The following is a 24,055-nucleotide window of genomic DNA, read 5'->3' on the forward strand; positions in this document are numbered from 1 at the left end:
TTCGCCAACCGGGGCATTTCATGCACAAATCGTGGCTTGCGTGCCCGAGAGGTAGCTCGGAGAGGTATTATGTGGCGGATTGAACCGAAAAGATTAGACGGATCGGCCAATACCTTTTTCCCGGCGGCGTGATAGAGATGCTGCATGAGCGAGATCACGACGCCCGAAAGTGCCAACTCCCAGCTCGGCCAGTGTCTCAAGGCTGCGCGTCAGGCGCGCGGCTTGACGCTCAAGCAGGTGGCGGAGCGGACGGGCATGGCGCTGTCGACCCTGTCGAAGGTCGAGAACGGCCTGATGTCGCTGACCTACGACAAGCTGCTGCAGCTCACTTCCGGCTTGAAGATGGAGATCGCGGAGCTGTTCAACCCGGCGGTCGCAGCTCCCGCGCAGGGTCGGCCGGTTACCGCGCGGCGTAGCATCAGTCGAGCCGGGCAGGGGCAGCTGATCAACACGAAATTCTACACCTACACCTATCAATGCACCGACCTGATCGGCAAACGCATGGTGCCGATCGTGGCCGAGGTCCGCGCGCGCTCGCTGGACGAATTCGGTCCGCTGCTGCGCCATGCCGGCGAAGAGTATTTTCTGGTGACGAGCGGACGCGTCGCTGTTCACACCGAGTTCTATGCGCCGGAGATCCTTGGCACGGGCGACGGCATCTATCTCGACAGCACCATGGGCCACGCCTATCTCAACGCCGGCGAGGCACCGTCCGCCACGGGCGTCTGTCTCTGCACCAGCGAGGCGCCTGACCTCTACGACCAGCTTCGCCAGATCGCGTCGCGCGAGGTGGCGCCGCTCGGTGATGACGAGCTGCCATCGTAATCGTCAGCCCTAGGCATAAAATGAAAAACGCCCGGCCAGGCCGGGCGTTTTTTTATTCGGGTGTCTATTCGCCGCCGCCGAAACGGCGCGACCACCAGCCGGCGCGACGCGGTGCTGCCGGCGTCTCGCTTGCCGGTTCCGGCGCGGGCTCGGGCGCAGGCGGAGCCACCGGCTCCGGCGCGGCCGCAACCGGGGTCGCGGGCTCGCTCGGGCTGCTCGACAGGAAGCTCACCTTCTCGCGGACGGTGGAGCGGCGTCGTGCCGCCTTGTCGTCGACTGCGGGCTCTTCCTCCACAACGGCGGCAGGAGGTTCGTGCTGCACCGGTGTTTCAACCGGGGCCTGCAACTGAAACTCGGGCTGAGACGTCTCAACCGGCGCGATGTGCTCCGAATGCGTGATCGACGGAGCTGTCTCGCTGCCGGAGCTGTCGAAATCGGCGACAGCGTCGGTCGCTTCCGACGGCGGATTGCCGCCGAGCTCGTCGCCGATGGAGCCGGCGAGACCTTCCTCGCCGTTACCGCGCCGACGACGTCCGCCCCTGCGACCACGCCGGCGCCGGCGCTCGCCGCTGCCCTGCTGCTCGCCACGGGCGGCCTGCTCCTCGCCTTCCTCGCCGTCCTGCTCGGTGTCGGCATCCTCTTCGCCTTCGCCGGCCGCTACGACCCCTTCGGGAGAAGCGGGAGCACCATCCTCGCGTGCCTCACCGTCGCGCTGACCGCCGCGGCCACGCCGACGGCGGCGACGCTTGCGGCGCTGGCCGTCCTGCTCGGGCGCGGCATCGCCAGCGGCCTGCTCTTCGGAGAGACCTTCGGTTTCCTCGCTCTCGACCTCGGATTCCAGCTCCGCGTCGAATTCCTCGTCGTCAAAGGCCTCTTCGACCAGCGGCGGCGGGCTTGCGGCCGCCTGCGCAGCGAGCAGTGCCTTGGCGGCTTCGAGCGTATGCACCTGCTCGCCGCGGTCGATGACATAGGCTTGCGGTCCCGAGACGCTGGGGTCGGCGATAACAGACAGCGAGACCTTGAAGCCGTTTTCGAGATCGCGCAGATGACCGCGCTTGTGGTTCAGCACATAGAGCGCGACGTCGGTGCGGGTGCGGACCACGAGGTTGTGGGTCGCGCCCTTCATCAGGATCTCTTCGAGGCCGCGCAGCAATTGCAGCGCCACCGAGGACACCGAGCGGACGTGGCCGGTGCCGCCGCAATGCGGGCAGGGATCGGTCGAGGATTCCAGCACGCTGGCGCGGATGCGCTGGCGCGACATCTCGAGCAGGCCGAAATGCGAGATGCGTCCGACCTGGATGCGCGCGCGATCCTGCCGCAGGCAGTCGGACAGCTTGCGCTCGACCGCACGGTTGTTGCGCTTCTCGTCCATGTCGATGAAGTCGATGACGATCAGGCCGGCGAGGTCGCGCAGGCGGAGCTGACGGGCGACCTCTTCGGCCGCTTCCAGATTGGTCTTGAGCGCGGTGTCCTCGATATGATGCTCGCGCGTCGATCGTCCGGAGTTGACGTCGATCGAGACCAGCGCCTCGGTCTGGTTGATCACGATGTAACCGCCGGAGCGCAACTGCACTGTCGGCGAGAACATCGCATCCAGCTGGCTCTCGACGCCCATGCGCGAGAACAACGGCTGGCCGTCGCGATACTGCCTGACCGCGCTGACATTGGCGGGCATCAGCATCTTCATGAAGTCGCGGGCTTCGCGGTAGCCGGAGTCACCGGCGACCGAGATCTCGTCGATCTCCTTGTTGTAGAGGTCGCGCAGCGAGCGCTTGATCAGCGAGCCTTCCTCGTAGACCAACGTCGGGGCCTGTGACTTCAGCGTCAGGTCGCGCACCGTCTCCCACATCCGGATCAGGTACTCGAAGTCGCGCTTGATCTCGGGCTTGGTGCGGGCGGCACCCGCGGTGCGCAGGATAATGCCCATGCCCTCGGGCACGTCGAGATCCTGCACCACTTCCTTCAGGCGGGAACGGTCCTGGGCGCTGGTGATCTTGCGGCTGATGCCGCCGCCACGGGCGGTGTTCGGCATCAGAACGGCATAGCGGCCGGCGAGCGACAGGTAGGTCGTCAGCGCCGCGCCCTTGTTGCCGCGCTCTTCCTTGACCACCTGCACCAGCATCACCTGGCGGCGCTTGATGACTTCCTGGATCTTGTACTGGCGGCGCGGACGAAAGGTGCGCTCCGGCACCTCCTCGAGAACGTCGTCACCGCCGACGGATTCGACGTGCTCCTCTTCGGCTTCCTCGCCGTCTTCATCGTCCTCATCGTCTTCGTCGGCCCTGGCTTCCGCGTCCTGATGCGGAGCTTCGGTGGGCTCGCCGGCGGCGTAGACGGCATCGGCCGGCTCGGTGACGGAGATCACGGCTTCGGCGAGAGCCTCGGCATGCGTTTCGGAGGCGGCGGCCTCTTGCTGCGGCTCGGCAACGGTCTCGGCCGCAACCATGGGCTCGGCTCCGACCGCTGCGACAGGCGCGGGCGTCTCGTCGGCATGATCATGGTCGTGATGATCGTGGTCATGACCATGGTCGTCATGATCGTGAGCGTGGTGCTCGTCATCATGGGCGTGATGGTGATCATCGTGCTCATGATCGTCATGCCCGTGATCGTCGTGATCATGGTCATGATGATCGTGGTCGAGATGGTCGTGACCTTCGTGCTCGCCGTGATGCTCGGCATCGGCGTGCAGGTGCTCGCCCTCATGCGGCGCGCCCTCGGCGTGCAGGGCCTGGCCCTCGACCGGCTGGGCCGCGGGATCGGCGCCGGCGTCGAGACCCTCGACGATGTCGCTGCGGACGCGCTCGCCATGACCGCGACGGCGGGCGTTGCGGTGGCGCGAGCGGCGGCGGCCGTGGGAGCGGTTCTCGCTCTCTTCCTCGGCTTCGCGATGGGCCTGCTCTTCGGCCTCGATCAGCGCCTGCCGGTCGGCGACCGGGATCTGGTAATAGTCGGGATGGATTTCGCTGAAGGCGAGGAAGCCGTGGCGGTTGCCGCCATATTCAACGAAAGCGGCCTGGAGCGAGGGTTCGACCCTTGTGACCTTGGCGAGGTAGATATTCCCGCGCAGTTGCTTGCGTTGCGCGGTTTCGAAGTCAAACTCTTCGACGCGATTGCCGCGGACCACGACGACCCGGGTCTCTTCCGGGTGGGTGGCATCGATCAACATCTTGTTGGGCATGTCTTAACTCTTCGCGGCGGCGGGCGCGATCGACCGTGGGCGCGAAGAGCGCTGCCGGGTGACGCGACGGTCCACCTGATTCGGGGGTGAGGGGAAGGCCGAAACGCCGTCTCTCGCGCCTCGCCGAATCGGAAGCTTCAGGACCGAAGCGGCGCGCGGGAGTGTCACTCCGCAGCGTCGCGAAAGGTCCTTCAGAATTCGTCGGCACAGTCTGGCGCATCAAGCGTCGGCCCGTATGAAACATTGGGCGGCGGGGCCGCCCCTAATCAGTTGCTGCTGGCCAGGCATGGCGCGAGCGCGCTCGCCCTGGGATCACGAACCGCCCCCTTGGGATTAAGGGACCGGGTAACTGGCCGCGTCGCTGTCAAAACTGTCCCGGAAACAGTGTGGTAACCGGAAACCGTCCGCCGCCGGGGCTTGCCCTGTTCCACCTCGCTGCCGCGCACCGCGCTGGTCTTAGAGGAGAACAGAAAAACGCTGGAATTCCCAAACCTTGGGAGTTCCGGCGCTGCACCGGGAGGCTGAATGCGACACAACCGGAAATTATTGGCCGTCAGCAATCCGTACATACGAGGAATGGGTCATCCGTGCAAGGGAGCGTCGCACGCCGGTCACAGTCGAAGAGTTTCGCGTTTTCGTCATTAAGGATCGATTAACCCTGTGGTTCTATTGCGTTAAAGAGGGCTGCTCGGAGGCACGGAATCGGTGGCGAGCCGCACAAATCAACGGGTTTTGCTGGGTTTCGCGCTGCTGTGCGCCGCAGCATTGCCGTGCGCCGATTCCTCGCGTTTGAGCGCGGCCGAGAGCCCATCGCAACCCTCTGTTGCGACGGCGAATTTTCCGATTGCCACGGCTGCACGCCTAGCCGGCGACGGCAAGCAGACCCGCTTCATTCTCGACCTCGACCAGACCGTCAGCTTCCGCGTCACGACGCTCGCCGACCCTTACCGCGTCGTGGTCGACGTTCCCCAGGTGAATTTTCAGCTGGCTCCGGGCTCGGGGGCCGGGCGAGGGCTGGTCAAGGCCTTCCGCTACGGGCTCGTGATGCCCGGCGGCTCCCGAATCGTGTTCGACCTGACCGGGCCCGCCAAGATCACCAATTCCTACGTGCTCGAGGCGGCCAACGGCCAGCCGGCCCGGCTGGTGCTCGAGCTGGAGGAGGTCGACCGCGCGGCTTTCGTGCAGACGCCCGCCCCGGAGAATCGCCCCGAGCTGCGACCGACGATCGCCACCGCGCCGCCGGCAACGGTTCCTGCCGCGCCCGACGCGGCGCCGCAAAAGCCCTCCGACGGCCGGCCGGTCGTCGTGATCGATCCCGGCCATGGCGGTATCGACAACGGCACCCAGTCGAGCGGCGAGAGCGAGAAGAACCTCGTGCTCGCCTTTGGCTTGGCGCTGCGCGATCGGCTGGAAAAAGCAGGCAAATACCGTGTGGTCATGACGCGGGACGACGACACCTTCATTCCGCTCAATGACCGATCCAAAATCGCCCGCAACCTGAATGCCGCGCTGTTCGTCTCGATCCACGCCGACGCGCTGCCGAAGGCCGAGGGCGATGCGCAGGGCGCCACGATCTACACGCTCTCGGACAAGGCCTCCGACGCCGAGGCTCAGCGGCTGGCGGACGCCGAAAACCGTGCGGACGCGATCGCCGGCTTCAATCTTGCGGAAGAGCCGACCGATGTCGCCGACATCCTGATCGACCTGACCCAGCGGGAAACCCGCACCTTTTCAAACCGTTTTGCCCATTTGCTGATGGGCGAAATGAAGTCGACCGTGCGGATGCACAAGCATCCCCTGAAGTCGGCCGGCTTCAGGGTGCTGAAAGCTCCCGACGTGCCTTCGGTGCTGGTCGAGATCGGCTACGTCTCCAACAAGGGCGACCTCGAGCACCTCGTGTCCGAGGGCTGGCGGTCCAAGGCTGTCGGCTCGATGGCCCAGGCGATCGACACGTTCCTGGCCAAGCGGATGGCGACGGCGGGGGCCAGCAATTAATCAGGGAATGCCGGTTCCGACGTTAAGCCCTAGTTTGGCCACAGCGGACGCTTTATAAAAACGATGCAGGGGGTTCCGGAATCGATCAGAATCCCGTTCGGCAAGCGTCTTTCGGTCCGGCATCGATGGTATTGAATAGGCCGGTGAATTCGCGACGTGAGGATGGCGTCCGTTTGGGGCGCCTTATTTGGGCGCCTTGGGCTGATCCCGAGATTGAACGGATAAACACATAATGCGCTTGCTTGTGCGGTTCATGGGCTTCCTGTTCGCCGCGGGAACGGTGATGTTCCTTGTTGGCGTCGGTGCCGTGGCAGGCCTGATCTGGCATTTCTCCAAGGACTTGCCCGACTACTCTCAGCTTCAGGATTACGAGCCGCCGGTGATGACCCGCGTGCACGCGGTCGACGGTTCGCTGCTCGGCGAATACGCCAAGGAGCGGCGGCTTTATCTGCCGATCCAGGCGGTGCCGAAGCTCGTGATCAACGCGTTCCTCGCCGCCGAAGACAAGAATTTCTACGAGCATGGCGGCATCGACTACACCGGCATGGCGCGCGCCGGCGTGCTCTATCTCCAGAACTTCGGCTCCAACCGCCGTCCGCAGGGTGCGTCCACGATCACCCAGCAGGTCGCCAAGAACTTCCTTCTGACCAACGAGGTCTCATTCTCGCGCAAGATCAAGGAAGCCTTGCTCGCGATGCGCATCGAGAAGACCTATTCGAAGGACAAGATCCTCGAGCTGTATCTGAACGAAATCTATCTCGGTCTCGGCGCCTACGGCATTGCCGCCGCTTCGCTGGTCTATTTCGACAAGTCGGTGAACGAGCTCACCGTGGCGGAAGCCTCCTACCTCGCCGCGCTGCCGAAGATGCCGGCGACGCTGCATCCGGTGCGTAACCGCGATCGCGCCATCGAGCGCCGCAACTATGTGATCGACCGCCTCCAGGAGAACGGCTGGATCAAGCAGGCCGACGCCGAGAAGGCGCGCAAGGAGCCGCTGGCCGTCACCAACCGCTCCAACGGTGCCCACACCTTCGCCGGCGAGTATTTCGCCGAGGAAGTCCGCCGCGACATCTTCGAGCGCTACGGCGAGAAGAAGTTGTATGAGGGCGGCCTGTCGGTCCGCACCACGCTCGATCCGAAGATCCAGGTCATGGCGCGCAAAACCATGGTCGCCGGCCTCGTGAACTATGACGAGCAGCAGGGCTATCGCGGCGCCATCAGCAAGCTCGATATTTCGGGCGACTGGGGCGTGAAGCTCGCCGAGATCAAGTCGCTCTCCGACATCTCGCCGTGGCGCATGGCGGTGGTACTGGAGACCAGCGACCAGTCGGCGCGGATCGGTTTCCAGCCCAACCGCGAGCTCGGCGGCGCCGTCAGTAAGCAGCGCGAGACCGGCCTGGTCACGCTCGACGGCGTCAAATGGGCGAAGGCGGCCTCAGGAGCTGCGAAGGGCAGGGCGGCGACGTCGGTGGCGCAGGTGCTGCAGCCCGGTGACGTGATCTATGCCGACCCGCTCTACAGCAAGGAAGGCCAACCCGTCGAAGGGCAATACCGTCTGCGCCAGATCCCCGAAGTGTCGGGCGCGATGGTGGTGATGGACCCCTGGACCGGACGCGTGCTCGCGATGGTCGGCGGCTTCTCGTTCGACCAGAGCCAGTTCAACCGTGCCACGCAGGCCTACCGGCAGCCGGGTTCGTCGTTCAAGCCGATCGTCTATTCGGCCGCGCTCGACAACGGCTACACGCCGTCGACCGTCGTGCTCGACGCGCCGATCGAAATCGACCAGGGCCAGGGCGCCGGTGTGTGGCGGCCTGAAAACTTCTCGTCGAACAAATATCAGGGGCCGGTGACGCTGCGGAACGCGCTGCGGCAGTCGCTCAACACGGTGACGGTGCGCCTCGCGCAGGACATCGGCATGCCCCTGATCGGCGAATATGCGCGCCGGTTCGGCGTCTATGACGAGCTGCCGAATTATCTCTCCTACGCGCTTGGCGCCGGCGAGACCACGGCGATGCGCATGGTCACGGCCTACTCGATGCTCGCCAATGGCGGTCGCCGCGTGAAGCCGACCTTGATCGACCGTATCCAGGATCGCTACGGCCACACCATCTTCAAGCACGACCAGCGCGAATGCCGCGGCTGCGACGCGCCCGGCGGCTGGAAGAACCAGAACGAGCCGCAGCTGATCGACCGCCGCGAGCAGGTGCTGGATTCCATGACCGCCTATCAGATCACTGAGCTGATGGAAGGCGTGGTCCAGGCCGGTACGGCGACCGTCGTGAAGGAAGTCGGCAAGCCGATCGCCGGCAAGACCGGTACGACCAACGAGGCCAAGGACGCCTGGTTCGTCGGCTTCTCGCCTGACGTCGCGGTGGCGATCTACATGGGCTATGACAAGCCGCGTCCGCTCGGCAAAGGCAACGCTGCGACCGGTGGCCATCTGGCGGCTCCGATCGCGCGCGATTTCCTCAAGCTTGCGCTCGCCGACAAGCCCGCGGTTCCGTTCAAGGTGCCGGCCGGCATCAAGCTGATCCGCGTCGTCTCCAAAACCGGCATGCGCGCCGGCCCCGGCGAAACCGGCGGAACCATCCTCGAAGCCTTCAAGCCGGGCACGGCGCCGCCGGACAATTACTCGGTCATCGGGGTCGCCGACGCAGACGGGCGCGGCGGCATGCCGTCGTCGCAGCAGCAGCCGGATTCCGGCTTCCTGATCCGGCCGGGCACCGGTGGGCTGTGGTAGCCGTTAACGCCTGATCCGGGCGAGGCGGGCGGTTGCGCTTTGGCGCTGCCGCCGTTACATCCCCGTTGCAAATCAAACGCGGACCAGCTCCGCGAGACCAGAGAACGACATGCGCGCCGAAATCGAACGGTTGGTAGAAGAGATCAAGCAGTCAGTCGGGCTGCTGAGGAGGCATCTTTGACGTCGAGAAATCGACGGCGCGCCTCGCTGAGCTGAACAAGCTCGCAGAAGATCCCAACCTCTGGAACGATCCCCAGAAAGCCCAGAAGCTGATGCAGGAGCGGACCTCGCTTGAGGACTCGCTCTCGGGCATCGGCAAGGTCGAGCAGCAGCTCGAAGACGACATCGGCATGATCGAGCTCGGCGAGGCCGAGGGCGATGCCGGCGTCGTGGCCGAAGCCGAAGCCGCACTCAAGAACCTCAAGAAGGAAGTGGCGCGGCGCGAGCTCGAGGCGCTGCTGTCGGGCGAGGCCGATCGCTTCGATTCCTATCTCGAAGTCCATGCCGGCGCCGGCGGCACCGAGAGCCAGGACTGGGCGCAGATGCTCTTGCGCATGTACACGCGCTGGGCCGAAACGCACGGCTTCAAGGTCGAGTATCTCGAAGAGTCCGAGGGCGAAGAGGCCGGCATCAAGTCGGCGACCATCCAGGTCTCCGGCCACAACGCCTATGGCTGGCTGAAGACCGAGGCGGGCGTGCATCGTCTTGTCCGCATCTCGCCGTTCGATTCCAACGCGCGCCGGCACACCTCGTTCTCGAGCGTGCAGGTGTTTCCGGTCATCGACGACAGCATCAAGATCGACATCAAGGAATCCGACGTCCGCACCGACACGATGCGGTCGGGCGGCGCCGGCGGTCAGCACGTCAACAAGACCGAATCCGCGGTACGCCTGACGCACATCCCGACCGGCGTCGCGGTGGTCTGCCAGGCCGGCCGCTCCCAGCACAAGAACCGGGCGCAGGCCTGGGACATGCTGCGCGCGCGGCTGTACGAGATCGAGCTGAAGAAGCGCGAGGAGAAGGCCGCCGCCGACCAGGCCGCCAAGACCGATATCGGCTGGGGTCACCAGATCCGCTCCTATGTGCTGCAGCCCTATCAGATGGTGAAGGACCTGCGCACCGGCGTGCAGACCTCCGACACGTCGGGCGTCCTCAACGGCGAGCTCGACGACTTCATGGCCGCGACGCTTGCCCAGCGCGCCTTCGGGACCACCGGCGCTGACATCGAGGACGTGGATTGATCATGCCCCGTGTTGCCTTCATCGGGTTGGGGCGGATGGGCCATGGCATGGCCGGTCGCTATCTCGATGCCGGCTTTACGGTGGCGCTGTGGAATCGCAGCAAGGCAAAAGCGGAAGACCTGATCGCGCGTGGTGCGCATTGGGCGACCTCGCCCGAGGATGCCGCGATCGACGCCGATGCCGTGGTGACCATGGTCGCCCACGACGAAGCCTCGCGCGCGGTCTGGCTCGGACCGAACGGGGCAGCCAAGACGGCGAAGGCCGGCACCATAGCGATCGAGTGCTCCACCGTTTCCTATGACCATGCGCGCGAGATGGGTCGCGAGCTCAATGCGCGCGGGCTGATCTATATCGACTGCCCCGTGACGGGATTGCCGGATGCGGCAGCAAGCGGAAAGCTGACGCTGCTGGCCGGCGCCGATGCGGCCGACCTCGAGCGCGCCCGCCCGTTCCTCGAACCCATCGGCTCGACCATCCGGCATTTCGGTGCTGTCGGCTCCGGCACGGTCTACAAGCTCATCAACAATCTCATGGGCGCGATCCAGATCGCTGGCCTTGCCGAGGGCCTCGCGATCGCCGAGCAGGCCGGGCTCGACATGAATCTGGTGCTGGAGTCGATCCAGGCCGGCGTCGCCGCCAGCCCGCAGGTGCAGCGCCACTCCAAGCGCATGGTCGCCCGCGATTTCAGCGGCGCGACGTTCACCGCAGCGCTGCGGCACAAGGATGCCGCCTACGCCGTGAAACTCGCCGAGAGCCTGCTGGCCGACACGCCGCTGGTCTCGCGCGCCGCGGTCGATGCATACGCCCTAGCCAAGGCCGCGATGCCCGATGACGACGAGGGCAAGATGATCGAGCTGGTGTCGCGGCCGAAGAAGCCGTCCTAACTGGGAATTTCGACGTGGGGCAGCCTCGATCGGAGCGCGGTCTCGGCATTGCCCTTGTCGCCGCAGCGGCGATTGCCTGGAGCACGGCGCCGTTCTTCACGCGACTGCTGCCGTTCGATCCCTGGACCATCCTGTTCTGGCGCGGCCTGTTCGGCGGCAGCCTGATCACGGTGCTCCTCGTCCTGATGCAGGGGCCGGGCGCGCTGCGGCAATTGGTGGTGCCGGGACGCGGGGGCTCGCTCGTCGCCTCGCTGTCCGCTGTCGGCATGATCTCGTTCATCCCCGCGCTGCAGATGACTGATGTCATGAATGTCGCGGTGCTGATCGCGACCCAGCCGTTCGTTGCGGCTGCACTGGCATGGCTGTGGCTTGGCGAATCCGCGACGTGGCGCACCCTGATCGCGAGCCTCGTCGCCTTTTCCGGCGTCGTCATCACGGTCGGCGGCATCAGGGCGGGCGCCGATATCGGCGGCGTGGCCCTGAGCTGCCTGATGGTGCTTGCGATCTCGGCCATGACGGTCGTCGTCCGGCGCCATAGGGAGACCTCGATGGTCGCGGCGGCAGCACTGTCGAACTTCATCGGCAGCCTCGTCAGCCTGCCATTCGCGCACGATATCGCCCATGTCGGCGGCCACAGCCTCGCGATCCTCGCGATGTTCGGCTGCCTCCAGGTCGCGCTCGGCCTGACCTTCTACATGCTCGGCTCGCGCCTGCTGCCGTCAGGGCAGGCCTCCCTGATCGCCACGCTGGAGACGCCATTGATGGCGTTCTGGATCTGGGTGGGGTTTGGCGAGGTCCCCGCCGTGCATGCGCTCATTGGCGGGGCGCTGGTGATCGGGGCGGTGATCGCCGATATCGCGGGCGACGCTCGTTCGCGCTTGTGAGCCGCGTCTTGTCGGGAATCGGGTGGCATTATCCGTTGGCTTGAACTAGGTCGACCGCCGAGATGAAACCCATGCTGCCGAACGATATCAGGATCGATGCGCGAGACTGGTCGCTGCTCGCCGTCCTCTCGATCCTCTGGGGCGGGTCATTCTTCTTCAATGGTGCGGCGTTGCGGGAATTGCCGCCGCTGACACTCGTGCTGCTGCGCGTCGCGCTTGGCGCAGCCATGCTGCTCCCGCTGCTTCGTTTGCAGGGGATCAACTTCCCGAAGGGCGTCAGGGGCTGGAAGCCGTTCTTTGCGATCGGCTTGCTCAACAACGTCATTCCGTTCTCGCTGATCGTGATCGGCCAGACCTTCATTCCGAGCGGGCTCGCCTCCATCCTCAATGCCACCACGCCGCTGTTCACGGTACTGGTGATGGCCGCCGCGGGTGAAGAGGCATTGCAGGCGCGGCGGGTCGCCGGCGTAGCGCTTGGGCTCGCCGGCGTGGTCATCCTGCGCGGATGGGGCATCGAGACGCGCACGGCGCAGGGGCTTGGCATCCTCCTCTGTCTCGGCGGCGCGCTCAGCTATGGCTTTGCGGCGCTCGCCGCGCGGCGGCTCCTGAAGGACTCGCCACCACTGGGAACGGCCACGTTTCAGCTGATGGCGTCGACGGTGATGATGGCTGTCGTCGCCGGCGCGGCGGAGCAGCCGTGGCGGCTGCCGATACCGGGCGTGTTGACCTGGCTTGCGGTCCTCGGTCTCGCCGCGCTCTCGACAGCGCTCGCCTACATCGTGTTCTTTCAGATCATACGACGCTCAGGCGCGAGCAACGTCATGCTGGTGACGCTGCTCATTCCCGTGACCGCGATCCTGCTGGGATGGCTGGTGCTGGGTGAGCCGATTTCCGCGCGCGAGATCGCCGGTGCGATCGTCATCGCCAGCGCGTTGATCGTGATCGACGGACGCGCGCTGAGGATGCTGCAGCGCGTCGCATAAGTTCCTGCCTCCGCGTTTCACGTTGCGGAAAATCCTGCCGCTTGCCAGCGGCAAGGCTGCTTGCGACACTCCCTCACAATAAGAACGACAAAACATAGGGGAGAGAACGATGCCGGGTCGTCGCGAAAACCTTGCTGCCCTCGCCATGCTTGCTGCCGGAGTGCTCGTCACGACGCCGGCCTCGGCGCAGAAGAAATACGATCCCGGCGCCAGCGACACCGAAATCAAGATCGGCAACATCATGCCTTACAGTGGACCGGCTTCGTCCTATGGCGTGATCGGCAAGACCGAGGCCGCGTTCTTTCGGATGATCAATGATCAGGGCGGCATCAACGGCCGCAAGATCAACTTCATCAGCTATGACGACGCCTATTCGCCGCCGAAGGCGATCGAGCAGGCGCGCAAGCTGGTCGAGAGCGATGAGGTGCTGCTGATCTTCCAGGCGCTCGGCACGCCCTCGAACTCGGCGATCATGAAATACATGAACGCCAAGAAGGTGCCGCAGCTGTTCGTCGCCTCCGGCGGCACCAAGTTCGGCGATCCCAAGAACTTTCCGTGGACCATGGGCTTTCAGCCGAATTACCAGAGCGAGGGGCGGATCTACGCAAAGTACATCCGCGACAACTTCCCGAACGGCAAGATCGCCGTGTTCTGGCAGAACGATGACGCCGGCAAGGACCAGTTCAAGGGCCTGAAGGACGGGCTCGGCGACAAGGCCAGCATGATCATCGCGGACAAATCCTACGAGGTCAGCGATCCCTCGATCGACTCGCAGATCGTCGCCTTGCATGATTCCGGTGCCGACATCTTCTTCTCATGGGCCGCGCCGAAGGGTTCAGCGCAGGCGATCCGGAAGGTCGGCGAGCTCGGCTGGAAGCCAAAATTCTTCCTGGCCAACACCGCGACCTCGGTCGCCTCGGTCTTGAAGCCGGCCGGCCTCGACTATTCCAAGGACATCATCTCGACCATCTATCTGAAGGAGCCGACAGATCCGACCTGGGACAAAGGATCCCGCGGTCGTGAAATGGCGCGAATTCATGGACAAGTACTATCCTGACGGCGACAAGGCCAATGCCAACAACGTCTACGGCTACGTGCAGGCCGAGGCGATGCTACAGGTCCTGAAGCAGTGCGGCGACAATCTCACGCGCGACAACGTCATGAAGCAGGCCGCAAGCCTGAAGAATTTCCACACCGACCTGATGCTGCCCGGCATCATGGTCAACACGTCAGCCGACGACTATTTCCCGATCGAGCAGATGCAGCTGATGCGCTTCAACGGGCAGGCCTGGGAGATGTTCGGCGATGTCATCACCGGCGAGGTCGGCCACGAGCGCAGCCAGTAGTCGGGGCTGGCTAATGGAGCGTTTTCCAGCGAAGTGGGCACCGGTTCGCGTCAGGAAAACGCGTCAGGACTTCCGTTCCGATTCGAACGGAACGGAAGTTCTGGCTTTCGCCTTCAGGACCATGCCGCCGGTGACGCCGACGCCGAGCACATAGATCCAGCCCTCGTGAAAATCGGCGAGATGGGAGTTGAGAAGCGAGCTCGTGATGTTTTGCACGACGATAACGAGGCCGATCCAGGCGGCAAGACCTTCGCCCGTGAACAGGCGCAGATGGGCGATCCACAGGGCGTAGAGCAGGATGACGCCCAGCAGTCCCCACTGCACCCCGACGTGCAGGGTCTGGTTGTGCGGGTTGCTGACGACCTCGGAATCAAGGCTGCTCTCGCCTGAGGCCGCGCGCTCGAACTGGCGCTTGATCGCCCCGGTGCCGTGGCCGAACAGCGGCGCCTCGGCGAAGGAGGCGACCGATTTGCGCCAATAGGTCAGGCGCTGCGCGGTCGAGGCGTGGCTGATGTCCTCGTGCCCGTGCTGATATTCCACGGCAATGTCGGAAATGCGCTGGCGCAGATAGGGCGATGCTGCCCAGGCCAGTGCGCTTGTGGCCACTGCGCCCGTGAGCAGCCACAACGCCGCGCGCCGGCTCAGATGCCGCCAAGCGAACAGCACCAGCAGGACCGCGACACAGAGCAGTGCCGTGCGGGCGGAGGCGACGAACACCATGTTGGTCAAAAACAGCAGGATCAGCGCAAGGCACGCGGCCGTCGCCAGTATGCTTCCGCCGCGCCAGAAGCTCAGCGCCGGCAGCGCGAGCGCGAAGGCGCACAACGTGAACTCCTGGCTCTGGTCGATGTAGTTCTTGACGGGAACACCGGCCGACGCCGTCGCGGTCAGCTTCAGGGCAGGATCGAGCAGCACGACCCAGGAGAACATCGCAAGCAGCGCGCAGGAGGCGAGAAAGGCTGCGCAAACCTGGAAGCCGCGCTCCGATCGGCTGAAATGATAAAGCAGCGGCGGAATCAGCACGAGCTTTGCAACCGGCTTGAACGCGTGCAGCCGGTCGGTCCAGGCGCCGTCCGACCACAGCATCCCCAGAAGCGCGAGCAGCAGGATGATGAAGGGCAGGGCGTAAGCAGGCTGCGCAAGCCTGCGGGCATAGTCCCGCCAGTCGATGGTGGGCGTCACCGCGAGCAGCCACAGACCGACGAAGATTGAAGGTGCCGTGGTCGACCACGGCAGCGACGCCGCGATCAATGCAGCGAGCCCATCGGCGGCCTGGGTCCATGCAGCCGAGCCGCGCGTGGTGCGGGCAGTGGCGTGACCCCCGTACGCCACCGATTGGGCGGTCATGCCCGTTGCGCCGCGACGGGGCGTTCCGGGGCCAGATATTGCCCGAGGAAATCGCGGGCCTGGGTCTGGTAGCCGAAGCGTTCGGCTAGCTCGGAGCGGCGCGCCCGGATTCGGCCACGACATTCTTCCTGCCGCGCCAGCACGCGGGTGACGGAGGCCACGATCGACTCGGTCGCGAACGGATCGAAATAGTCGGCCAGCTCGCCCGCGACTTCGCGGAACACGGCGATGTCGGAGCAGAGCACGGGCGTATTGGCAGCGAGCGACTCGATGATCGGGACGCCAAAGCCTTCGGCGAAACTCGGCATGATCAGGCCGTGCGCCTCCGCGATCAGGGCAGCCTTTTCCTGCTCGTCGACATAGCCGGCGAAACGAATGTTTGGCGGAAGATTGCGCATCTTGCTGATCTGGCCGGCCAGGCCGATCACCACCAGGTCGGCCTGGGGGATGCTGCGGAACGCGCGAATGACGGTCGCGACGTTCTTGCGCGGCTCGTTCGAGACGATAACGACAAAGCTCGGCCGCCCCGGACGCCCCGACGGGGCTGGGAGGTGCAGGACATCCGGGGCGTCGAACCGGGTGCGGGGATACACGACCCGCGCCGGCAGGTGCGCAAATTGCGGTAACAGGTCCCTGAACCGCATCATGCTATAGTTTGAAACGAAGGCGAGCTCGTCGGCCTGACGCAGGCTGGTGAGCAGCCGCGACAGGAAAAGCCGCGTTGCGACGTCGCTGAGCTTGAGATCGGTGAGCGGCAGCAGATCGTGCACGACGCAGATCACCTTGGCATCCGGCCTGCGCTTCACCGAGACCCGTGTCGGCGTGTCGATGACGATGACGTCATAATCGCGCGCGTCGATCCGCGGCGGCGGCAGCAACAAGAAGGCCGAGGAGTCCTGATAGCTGTAGAATCCGGGCTCGAGATGGAAGTCGCGGAACAGTTCGAGGTGACGCAGATCCGGCGGGATATATTCGAGAGCCGAGGTCTTGTTCTCGATCAGCCGCGCGTGCAGGCCGCGCAGGCCGATCGCGCGCAGGAAGCAGAGAGTATAGTCCCATGATACCGACATGGTGACCTTGTGGCGCAGCCAGTCGAGCGTACGCCGCAGTCCGTTGCGCGCCAGCGGCTCGGCCATGTTGATCTCGTCGAGAAAACGATAGAGCGCGAGCAGCTCGATGTTGCGCGATTGCGTGGGGAACAATCTCGTGCGGCGCTCGCGCCGGCGCAGCTTGCGGTAACGCCGGGTGGTCTCGACCAGCAGGGTGAGCTCGTGGCCCTCGGCGGCCAGCGAGCGCATCAATTCGCGGGTGAAATGAAAGATGCCGCGCTTGTGGTTGGGTTCGCCGAGCGCCTCGGAGACGACAAGGATGTTCTGCTTCATGCGCGTTTCTCGCGGAGCTCGAAAGACAGGGGCGACGGCGGCTCGACCGTGATGGTCGAGGCGATACGGCCGCGGTCGAGGTTGATGATGCTGGTGCAGGTGCGGCGCAGCAGCGGCTGGTCGTGCGAGGCGATGATGACGATCGCGGCCTGCGAGACCAGGTTCTGTAGCCGCTGCTCGGCCTTCTCGGCAAAGTGCTCGTCGACCACGCTCAGCCATTCGTCGAGCAGGAGGATGTCGGCCGGAAAGGCGGTCGCGGTCGCGAACAGGACGCGCATCAGCATGCCCGAGGAGAACATCCGCAACGGCAGCCGCTGCATGCGCTCTTCGAGCTCGGTGAAGGCCCAGATCTCGTCGATCACGGCGCGGGTCGGCTTGCGGCCGCTGATCCGCAGCAACAGGGCGATGTTGTCCTCGGCGATGAAGTCGAGGTTCACACCGGCATTGAGGCCGAGCAGGGGCACGACATTGCCTTTGACCGCGACGCGCCCGCTGCTCGGCGGATAGACCCCGGCGATCAGCCGCAGCAGCGTCGACTTGCCCGAGCCGTTGGGACCGGCAAGCCCGATGCGCGCGCCGGCCTCGGCCTCGATCGTGACGTTGTCGACGGCACGGATGATCCGCATCTCGCCCTTCTCGCGGATGAGGTGGCCGAGCAGACGCCGCTTCAGTGAGAAGTCGTAGGCGCCGTAGAGGGGATAATCGAGACAGACATCGTGCAGGCTGATCGAGGCCATCGGTCAGATCCAGAAAGCGGCTTTGCGCAAATGGACCAGCGTGAGCACGCTCGCGCAGAGCAGCAGCGCCAATGCGACCAGGACATAGATGATGCTGGTCGCATCGACATGGCCGCCCACAAGCGGCTCGCGCCACACCGCGAACAGATGGGTCAGCGGATTGAGCCGCATCACGGTCGAACGGTGATTGATGATGTCCGAAGACCAGATCACGGGCGAAGCGAGAAAGGCGAGCATCAGCGTCGATTCGATGATCGGCTTGAGGTCGCGATACCGCGTCGCCAGCGCGCCGAGCACGAGGCTCAGGCCGAAGGTGCAGATCACGAACAGCGACAGGCCCGGGAGCGCCGCGAGCGCGCCGGAGAGATCGTGCGGCGTGAGCAGCAGCCAGAGCAGGAGCGGGACGCAGGCATTATGCAGGGCGAACAGGCCCTGGCGGAACGTGCATTGCAGAAGGAAGATCACCGGCGGCAGCGCCCGGTCGCGGATCAGGCTCGCGGAGTTCTGCAGCGCCGTGGTCGAATCGAGCACCACGCTGTTGAGGAAGGTCCAGGCCGTCATCGACAGGGCCAGCATCGGCAGCCGCGCCAGCATGTCGGCGTTCGACATCTGGCCGATCACCGAGCCGAGCACCGCGACCACGATCGCCATCTGCAGCGACATCCAGAACGGACCGAGCAGCGAGCGCACATAGCGGTGGCGCATGTCGGACCAGGCCAGCGCTGCTGCAATTCGCAGGCTATCGAGCCAGCCCGTTGGCTGCGGCGCCTCGGCGACGGGGACGATCTCATTGGAGGGAGCGGTGACGGCGTTGCGGTAGACGGATTCCATGCCTTCCTTGAAGGCGGTGGCGGAATAGCGGCTGACGGCGCGGGCCCGGGCCGAAAGCCCCAGGCGGCGGCGGCGTTCGGGATCGCTGATCAGAGCGTCGATGGCTTCACCGAGTTTCTCGGCGTCGCCCGGCGGCACCGTGATTCCCTCCATGCCGTGACGGGCGACGCGCGGCACCGCGGTGTCGAGCGCCGTGTTCACCACGGGGCGGCCGGCGGCCATGGCTTCGAGCTGGGAGAGGCCGAAGGTCTCGGCATTGGTAACGGACGGCATCACGAAGACGTCGGCGAGGCACATCAGCTTGATGCGCTCGGAATCGGTGACGGAGCCGAGCAGGCGAACGCGGTCGCCGACGCCAAGCTCGCTGATCAGCTGCTCGAGCCGGGGCCGCTCGGCGCCTTCGCCGATGATCCAGGCCTCGAACTTGCGATTGACGGCGGCGCGGATCAGCACGTCGTAGCCCTTGTAGGGCACGAGACGGCCGCAGGCGAGCACGAGGCGGCCGCGATCGTTGACATGGTGCGGCTCGATCTTCGGCCAGTCATAGACGCTGGTGTCGATGCCGAACGGCACGACGTGGCACTTGTCCTCGAATTCCCGCAGCAGCGGCGTCTCTTCGATCAGAACGCCGTCGGAGACGATGATCGCCTTGGCGCGGCGCAGCGTCCGTCGCATCAGCGGCTCGATGAGCCAGCGCAGGCCCGAATGGGTGACGATGTCGGCGTGCCAGTGCACCACCAGCGGCCGGTTGCGGCCGAAGCCGAGGGCGAAGACGAGGTCGGCGAGCGGGAAGGGCGCATGCAGCGCCAGCAGATCGTGCTCGGCGATCTTCTGCCACAGCCGCCAGGGATAGGCGGGCGCGGCCGGTAGCGACATCACATTGCCGAACGAGCGGACGCGCTCGACCGGCACGTCGTTGACGACGATCTCGCGCTGGTCGGCCGATTGCGAGCAGGTCAGCACGGCGGAGGCGAAGGTGTCCTTCAGGCTGGCGCAGATGTCACGGATCACCGTGAGCGTGCCGCCGAACAGGTCGGGATAGTAGATCTTGAAGATGTGCAGCACCGACGGACGGCGCGGGGGAGAGCTGGTGTGATGCATGGTGGTGTCAGCCGGCGAGGAGTGCTGCGACGAACGGTGCGGATAGCACCAAGATGAAGATCACGCCGCGCAGCAACGCCGGCAGGATCGGCTCGATTGCAGCCGTACGGCTCCGCTCGGGAAACGGCACGGCACGCAGTGAACTGGAATTGCAGACCAAGCGGTCAGCCATGGGTGTCTGTCCCTTTACGTCGCGCCCTCAGTGGCGTTTCGTATATGTGGGAAAATTTACCACGTCAATCGCAAAATGGGAAAATGTGGGATTGTGTCCCACGTATGTCACGGGTACAATTCAGACATGAATGCCAAGTCCGGGCCCAAAGCGGCGGCGCCAGAGCCGAATGCCGCCGCAAAGCTGCACGCGCCGCTGGCGCGGCTGCTGCGCCCGCTCGTGCGCCTCTGCATCCGCAGCGGCATGACCTTTCCGGCCCTGGCGCAGCTGCTCCGCGAGCTCTTCGTCAACGTCGCCGAGCATGATTTCGCGCTTGAGGGCAAAGAGCAGACCGACAGCCGCGTCAGCCTGCTCACCGGCATCCACCGCAAGGAGGTGGCGCGGCTGCGCGGCGCCGGCGCGCCGGTGCATGAGACGCCGGCGGCGCTGTCGCTGACGAGCGCGGTGATCGCGCGCTGGCTCGCCGCGCCTGAATTCACCGATGCGCGCGGCGAGCCACTGGCATTGCCGCGCACGGCCGAGGGCGACGCGCCGTCCTTCGAGCAGCTCGTCGCCTCCGTCACCAAGGATGTGCGCCCGCGCGCGGTGCTCGACGAATGGGTCGACCGTCAGCTCGTCACCATCAACGCGGCCGACGAGATCGAGCTGGTGGAGGCGGCTTTCGTCCCGAGTGGCGCGGACGACAGCAAATGGCACTATCTCGGCCGCAATCTGCACGACCATATCGCAGCCGCTGCCGAGAACGTGTCGGGGCCGGCGCCGCGCTTCCTCGAACGCGCGGTGCATTACAACAACATCTCGCCGAAGCTTGCGAGGCGTCTCGAGGCGCGCTCGCGTGAGCTTGCGATGGATGCGCTGAAGACCGCCAATCGCGAGGCCAATCGCGCGCTTGCCAAGGACAAGGGCGGCGACGCGCGCTGGAATTTCGGCATCTACATCTACAGCGAAGACGCCGATGAGGAGGGCGAAGCCAAGGACGCGAACAAGGACGGTGGCAAGGAGAACGGCAAGGAGGGCAGCTCCTGATGAGCCGGCCGCCGCTGATCTCCCGCCGACTGCTGCTGACCGGATTCTGGCTCGCCGGAACGGCGATCGCGCGCGCGCAGGTCAAGCGCGGCACGGATCAGGGCATCGGCGGCACCGGAATCACGCGCGGTGACGATCACGGCATCGGCGGCACCGGCATCGTCGGCGTGATCCAGCGTTTCGGCAGCATCTACGTCAATGGCGAGCGCGTGACCTATGCGAGCGACGTGCCGGTGCGTATCGATGGCGAGGCGGCGAGCCCGAGCAGCTTGCGCATCGGCCAGCTTGCCCGCGTGGTCGCGACGCGGCAGGCCGACGGTACGCTCGTCACCCGCAACATCGCGATCGCGAGCGAGGTCTCCGGGCCGATCGAGCAGGTCAAGGGCAATGAGCTGACGGTGTTGGGTCAGAAGATCGTCGCCGGCAGCAAGGAGAGCAAGCTTCGCACCGGCACGCAGGTCGCCGTCTACGGCCTGCGCCGGACCGACGGCGTGATCGTCGCAAGCCTGGTCGAGCCGCGGAAGGACGCAGCCGAACGCGTCACGGGGCTGGTCGAGCGCGGACCCAACGGGTTGCATATTGGCGGGCTGAAGCTTGCCGGCGTCGATCCCTTGCTGGTCGGCCAGCGCGTCCAGATCGAGGGCAGCGCGAGCCAGGGCGCGATGCAGGCCGCGCGCACGCGCATCGACGATTTCTCGGATCTTGTCGGCGCGAGCCGGCTCTCGATCGAGGCCTATGTGCAGCGCGCAGGCTCCAGCCTGCAACTCGGCTCCGGCTTGGTGGCCCGCGACAGCTCACGCTTCGGGCCGGCGGCGGGCGAAGCGCGCATGGTGGTCAATGGCGTGTTCGATCGCTCGCGCGGGCTTCAGGTGGAGTCGACGCAAGCGATCGGCCCGGGACCCGGCGCGCCTCAGCCGGGCGGCAACAATCCCGGCCGGTCGCCCGGCGGTTCGATCATGCATCCGGATCGCGGCGCCCCGAGCCCGGGTAACAGCCCGCCCGGTGGGTCGACTGCGCCTGGATCCGGTCCCGCTGGCAATCCTGGCTCGGCGCCGTCGGGAGCAGGCGGCCCCTCAGGCCCCGGTGGTTTTGGCACGCCCGGTGGAGGCCCGATGGGCCCCGGCGGCGGAATGGGTGGTGGCGGCTTCGGAAGTCCCGGAGGCGGGATGGGCGGCGGCGGTCGGCGCTAGGGAGGAGCGCCTTAACGCGCTCTGGAGAGGAACGCGCGCAGCCGGTCGTGACGGGGAGCATCGAGGACATCGGCCGGTGGACCGCTTTCGACGATCTGGCCCTTGTCCAGAAACCAGACGGTGTCCGCGACTTCGCGCGCAAAGCCGATCTCGTGCGTGACGACGACCATCGTCATGCCATTCTGCGCCAGCGTCCTCATCACCCGCAGCACCTCGTTGACCATTTCCGGATCGAGCGCGCTGGTGGGCTCGTCGAACAGCATGACGTCCGGATCCATCGCGAGTGCGCGTGCGATCGCGACGCGTTGCCGCTGCCCGCCGGACAGGCGCGAGGGCAAGGCGTCAGCCTTGTCGACCAGCCCGACGCGGTCGAGCTCAGTCATCGCGCGTTCTCTGGCCGCCGCCTTGTGCATGTTTCGGAGACGCTCCAGCCCCAGCGTGATGTTGCCGAGCACAGTGAGATGCGGAAACAGGTTGAACGCCTGGAATACGAAGCCGACGCGCTGGCGCAAACGGTTGATATCGACGCCACGCCCGGCGACGTCCACGCCCTCGAACAGCACTTGTCCACCTTGAATGGCTTCCAGGCGCGTCACCGCGCGGATGAGCGTCGATTTGCCGGAGCCCGATGACCCAAGCAGCGTGACGACCTCGCCGCGTTTGACCTCGCCCGTCACGCCGGCTAGCACCTGGTGCCGGCCAAACCATTTTTCGACGGCCTCGAAGCGGATCATGACAGCCCTCACGCCGGCTGAACGCCGAGCCCACCGCGCTCGGCGGCCAGCCGGCGTTCTAGCCAGCGCGCTGCCGATGTCAGGGTGAAGCACAGCGTGAAATAGGTCAGCGCCAGCAAGCCATATACCTCGAACGGTTGGGTCATGAGCTGGTTGTTCACCTGGCTCGCCGCAAAGGTCACCTCGTTGGCGCTGATGACATAGCCGAGCGAGGTCTCCTTGATCGTGGAGACGAACTGGCTGACGAGGCTTGGCATCATGTTGTGCAGGACTTGCGGCAGGATGACCTTGAAGGTGGTCGGAAAGTAGCCGAGGCCAAGCGCCTTTGCCGCCTCAGCCTGGCCTTTCGGCAGGCCTTCAATCCCGGCCCGGATGATCTCCGACAGATAGCTCGCCTCGTAGACGACAAGCGCGAAGAGCAGCGTCTCGACGCCTCCGACCGTATGTCCGGTCAACAGCGGCAGCGCGAAATAGGTCCAGAAGATGAACATGATCAGCGGCAGGCCGCGCACGACGTAAACCACGGCGGTGGCCGGTCCGCGAAGCCAACGACGCGCACTGAGACGCGCCAGCGCGAGCGCAATTGCGACGGGAAAGCTGAGAGATAGACCAGCCATCGCGAGGAACAGCGTCATGGCGAGGCCACCGACGGGGCCGTGCGGATATTGCCCGATCAGAAATAGAAGCCAGTTGTCCTCGAGGATCTTCAGCATCAGCGGATCTCGAGTTTCAGGCGCCGGTCGGCGAAGCTGCCGAGCGCCATGATGGCGAAGGAAATCGCAAGATAAAGGATGGTCGCCACCGCAAACGCTTCGAACGTCTTGAACGTGTAGCTGTCGACCTCACGCGTGCGATAGGTCAATTCGCCGACGCCGATCGCCATGGCGAGGCTGGTGTTCTTGAACAGAAGCAGGGTCTGGTTGATCAGCGGCGGGATCACAATGCGCAGCGCCTGCGGCAGGATCACGTAGCTCATCGCCTGGAGGTAGTTGAACCCGATCGAGCGCGCCGCTTCGTACTGTGTCTTCGGGATCGAGCGAATACCGCTGCGCAAATCCTCAGTAATATAGGCAGCGCTGGCGAGGCCCAGCGCCACCATCGCGAGGAGAAACTCGCTGTGGTGGCTATTGACCCACATGCGGATGGCGCGAGGCAACAGTTGCGGGACGCCGAAATACCAGACCAGGATCTGAACCAGCAGCGGAACGTTGCGATGATATTCGACGTAACCAGCGACCAGCCATTCGAGCGGCTTGAACGGAAGCATGCGGACCAGCGTCAGGATGATCCCGATCGTCATTCCGAGCAGCCAGGCAGCCACGGTCAGCGCGATTGTCGTCGCCAGTCCCCAGATGAACCAGTCCAGATATTGGCCGGTCAGGACCGCGGCCGGGTCGAAGACATAGCCCATCGTTAAATCATGCACTCCCGATGTTCGGTTTCGCGCGGTGGCGAGGGG

The 24,055-nt window shown here is 65.3% G+C and carries 19 protein-coding genes and 1 pseudogene; 11 read left to right on the forward strand and 9 right to left on the reverse strand.

Annotated features, from left to right (window positions below; genetic code table 11):
• The first annotated feature begins 144 nt into the window (after positions 1 to 144).
• A complete protein-coding gene (locus tag NLM31_RS21185; RefSeq protein WP_254193525.1) occupies positions 145 to 825 on the forward strand; it encodes a helix-turn-helix domain-containing protein in 681 nt (226 codons plus the stop codon).
• Between the two features lie 64 nt (positions 826 to 889).
• Here NLM31_RS21185 and NLM31_RS21190 read toward each other — a convergent pair whose 3' ends face one another.
• Positions 890 to 3,271 carry a ribonuclease E/G gene (locus NLM31_RS21190; protein ID WP_305884450.1) on the reverse strand — a complete coding sequence of 794 codons (2,382 nt, stop codon included), beginning with the start codon at positions 3,269 to 3,271 and terminating at the stop codon, positions 890 to 892.
• On the opposite strand from NLM31_RS21190, the gene NLM31_RS43150 reads away from it, so the two are divergent.
• From NLM31_RS43150 to NLM31_RS21225, 8 genes and pseudogenes are all read left to right on the forward strand, one after another.
• On the forward strand, positions 3,236 to 4,093 hold the full coding sequence (locus tag NLM31_RS43150) for a hypothetical protein (RefSeq protein ID WP_305884451.1): 858 nt from the start codon (positions 3,236 to 3,238) through the stop codon (positions 4,091 to 4,093). The two genes, NLM31_RS21190 and NLM31_RS43150, sit on opposite strands and share 36 nt — an antisense overlap.
• A gap of 615 nt (positions 4,094 to 4,708) precedes the next feature.
• Entirely contained in the window at positions 4,709 to 5,998 is a 1,290-nt protein-coding gene (locus NLM31_RS21195; protein ID WP_254193527.1) for an N-acetylmuramoyl-L-alanine amidase, read from the forward strand.
• A gap of 232 nt (positions 5,999 to 6,230) precedes the next feature.
• Positions 6,231 to 8,738: a penicillin-binding protein 1A gene (locus NLM31_RS21200; RefSeq protein ID WP_254131193.1), complete on the forward strand. Its 2,508-nt coding sequence runs from the start codon at positions 6,231 to 6,233 to the stop codon at positions 8,736 to 8,738.
• 109 nt (positions 8,739 to 8,847) lie between these two features.
• Positions 8,848 to 9,979 (forward strand): peptide chain release factor 2 gene (gene prfB / locus NLM31_RS21205; RefSeq protein ID WP_254131194.1). Its coding sequence is split into 2 segments (ribosomal slippage): positions 8,848 to 8,916 and positions 8,918 to 9,979, totalling 1,131 coding nucleotides; the frame shifts between segments, so codons are not numbered across the junction.
• A gap of 2 nt (positions 9,980 to 9,981) precedes the next feature.
• Complete coding sequence (locus tag NLM31_RS21210; protein WP_254193528.1) at positions 9,982 to 10,863, forward strand: NAD(P)-dependent oxidoreductase; 882 nt, start codon at positions 9,982 to 9,984, stop codon at positions 10,861 to 10,863.
• A 14-nt stretch (positions 10,864 to 10,877) separates the two neighbouring features.
• Complete coding sequence (locus NLM31_RS43245) at positions 10,878 to 11,747, forward strand: DMT family transporter (RefSeq protein ID WP_254193529.1); 870 nt, start codon at positions 10,878 to 10,880, stop codon at positions 11,745 to 11,747.
• Between the two features lie 71 nt (positions 11,748 to 11,818).
• A complete protein-coding gene (locus NLM31_RS21220; RefSeq protein WP_254193530.1) occupies positions 11,819 to 12,730 on the forward strand; it encodes a DMT family transporter in 912 nt (303 codons plus the stop codon).
• Between the two features lie 109 nt (positions 12,731 to 12,839).
• A pseudogene (locus tag NLM31_RS21225) lies at positions 12,840 to 14,076 on the forward strand (ABC transporter substrate-binding protein).
• Between the two features lie 63 nt (positions 14,077 to 14,139).
• Here the strand turns inward: NLM31_RS21225 and NLM31_RS21230 are convergent.
• From NLM31_RS21230 to NLM31_RS21250, 5 genes are read right to left on the reverse strand one after another with little or no spacing between them, the layout of a single operon-like run.
• Positions 14,140 to 15,423 carry an O-antigen ligase gene (locus tag NLM31_RS21230; protein ID WP_254193531.1) on the reverse strand — a complete coding sequence of 428 codons (1,284 nt, stop codon included), beginning with the start codon at positions 15,421 to 15,423 and terminating at the stop codon, positions 14,140 to 14,142.
• The gene (locus NLM31_RS21235) at positions 15,420 to 16,805 is read right to left on the reverse strand and encodes a glycosyltransferase family 1 protein (protein WP_254193532.1); all 1,386 of its coding nucleotides are present in this window, start codon (positions 16,803 to 16,805) and stop codon (positions 15,420 to 15,422) included. The genes NLM31_RS21230 and NLM31_RS21235 overlap by 4 nt, the downstream gene beginning before the upstream one ends.
• Positions 16,802 to 17,542: an ABC transporter ATP-binding protein gene (locus tag NLM31_RS21240; RefSeq protein ID WP_254193533.1), complete on the reverse strand. Its 741-nt coding sequence runs from the start codon at positions 17,540 to 17,542 to the stop codon at positions 16,802 to 16,804. The genes NLM31_RS21235 and NLM31_RS21240 overlap by 4 nt, the downstream gene beginning before the upstream one ends.
• 3 nt (positions 17,543 to 17,545) lie before the next feature.
• Complete coding sequence (locus NLM31_RS21245; protein WP_254193534.1) at positions 17,546 to 19,474, reverse strand: glycosyltransferase; 1,929 nt, start codon at positions 19,472 to 19,474, stop codon at positions 17,546 to 17,548.
• A gap of 7 nt (positions 19,475 to 19,481) precedes the next feature.
• Positions 19,482 to 19,646, reverse strand: coding sequence for a hypothetical protein (locus tag NLM31_RS21250; RefSeq protein ID WP_254131203.1), 165 nt, complete (start codon positions 19,644 to 19,646; stop codon positions 19,482 to 19,484).
• Positions 19,647 to 19,772: 126 nt separating this feature from the next.
• Between NLM31_RS21250 and NLM31_RS21255 the strand changes: the two genes are divergently transcribed.
• Positions 19,773 to 20,672 (forward strand): DUF6502 family protein, encoded by a 900-nt coding sequence (locus NLM31_RS21255; protein WP_254193535.1) that lies wholly within the window; start codon positions 19,773 to 19,775, stop codon positions 20,670 to 20,672.
• Positions 20,672 to 21,862 carry a DUF5666 domain-containing protein gene (locus tag NLM31_RS21260; RefSeq protein WP_254193536.1) on the forward strand — a complete coding sequence of 397 codons (1,191 nt, stop codon included), beginning with the start codon at positions 20,672 to 20,674 and terminating at the stop codon, positions 21,860 to 21,862. Before NLM31_RS21255 ends, NLM31_RS21260 begins: the two co-directional genes overlap by 1 nt.
• A gap of 11 nt (positions 21,863 to 21,873) precedes the next feature.
• Here NLM31_RS21260 and NLM31_RS21265 read toward each other — a convergent pair whose 3' ends face one another.
• From NLM31_RS21265 to NLM31_RS21275, 3 genes are read right to left on the reverse strand one after another with little or no spacing between them, the layout of a single operon-like run.
• Positions 21,874 to 22,596 carry an amino acid ABC transporter ATP-binding protein gene (locus NLM31_RS21265; protein WP_254193537.1) on the reverse strand — a complete coding sequence of 241 codons (723 nt, stop codon included), beginning with the start codon at positions 22,594 to 22,596 and terminating at the stop codon, positions 21,874 to 21,876.
• 8 nt (positions 22,597 to 22,604) lie between these two features.
• On the reverse strand, positions 22,605 to 23,309 hold the full coding sequence (locus NLM31_RS21270; RefSeq protein WP_254193538.1) for an amino acid ABC transporter permease: 705 nt from the start codon (positions 23,307 to 23,309) through the stop codon (positions 22,605 to 22,607).
• Complete coding sequence (locus NLM31_RS21275; protein WP_254131208.1) at positions 23,309 to 24,007, reverse strand: amino acid ABC transporter permease; 699 nt, start codon at positions 24,005 to 24,007, stop codon at positions 23,309 to 23,311. The genes NLM31_RS21270 and NLM31_RS21275 overlap by 1 nt, the downstream gene beginning before the upstream one ends.
• Positions 24,008 to 24,055 lie beyond the last annotated feature (48 nt).

Origin of the sequence: Bradyrhizobium sp. CCGUVB4N, assembly GCF_024199945.1 — a bacterium.
GTDB lineage: Bacteria > Pseudomonadota > Alphaproteobacteria > Rhizobiales > Xanthobacteraceae > Bradyrhizobium.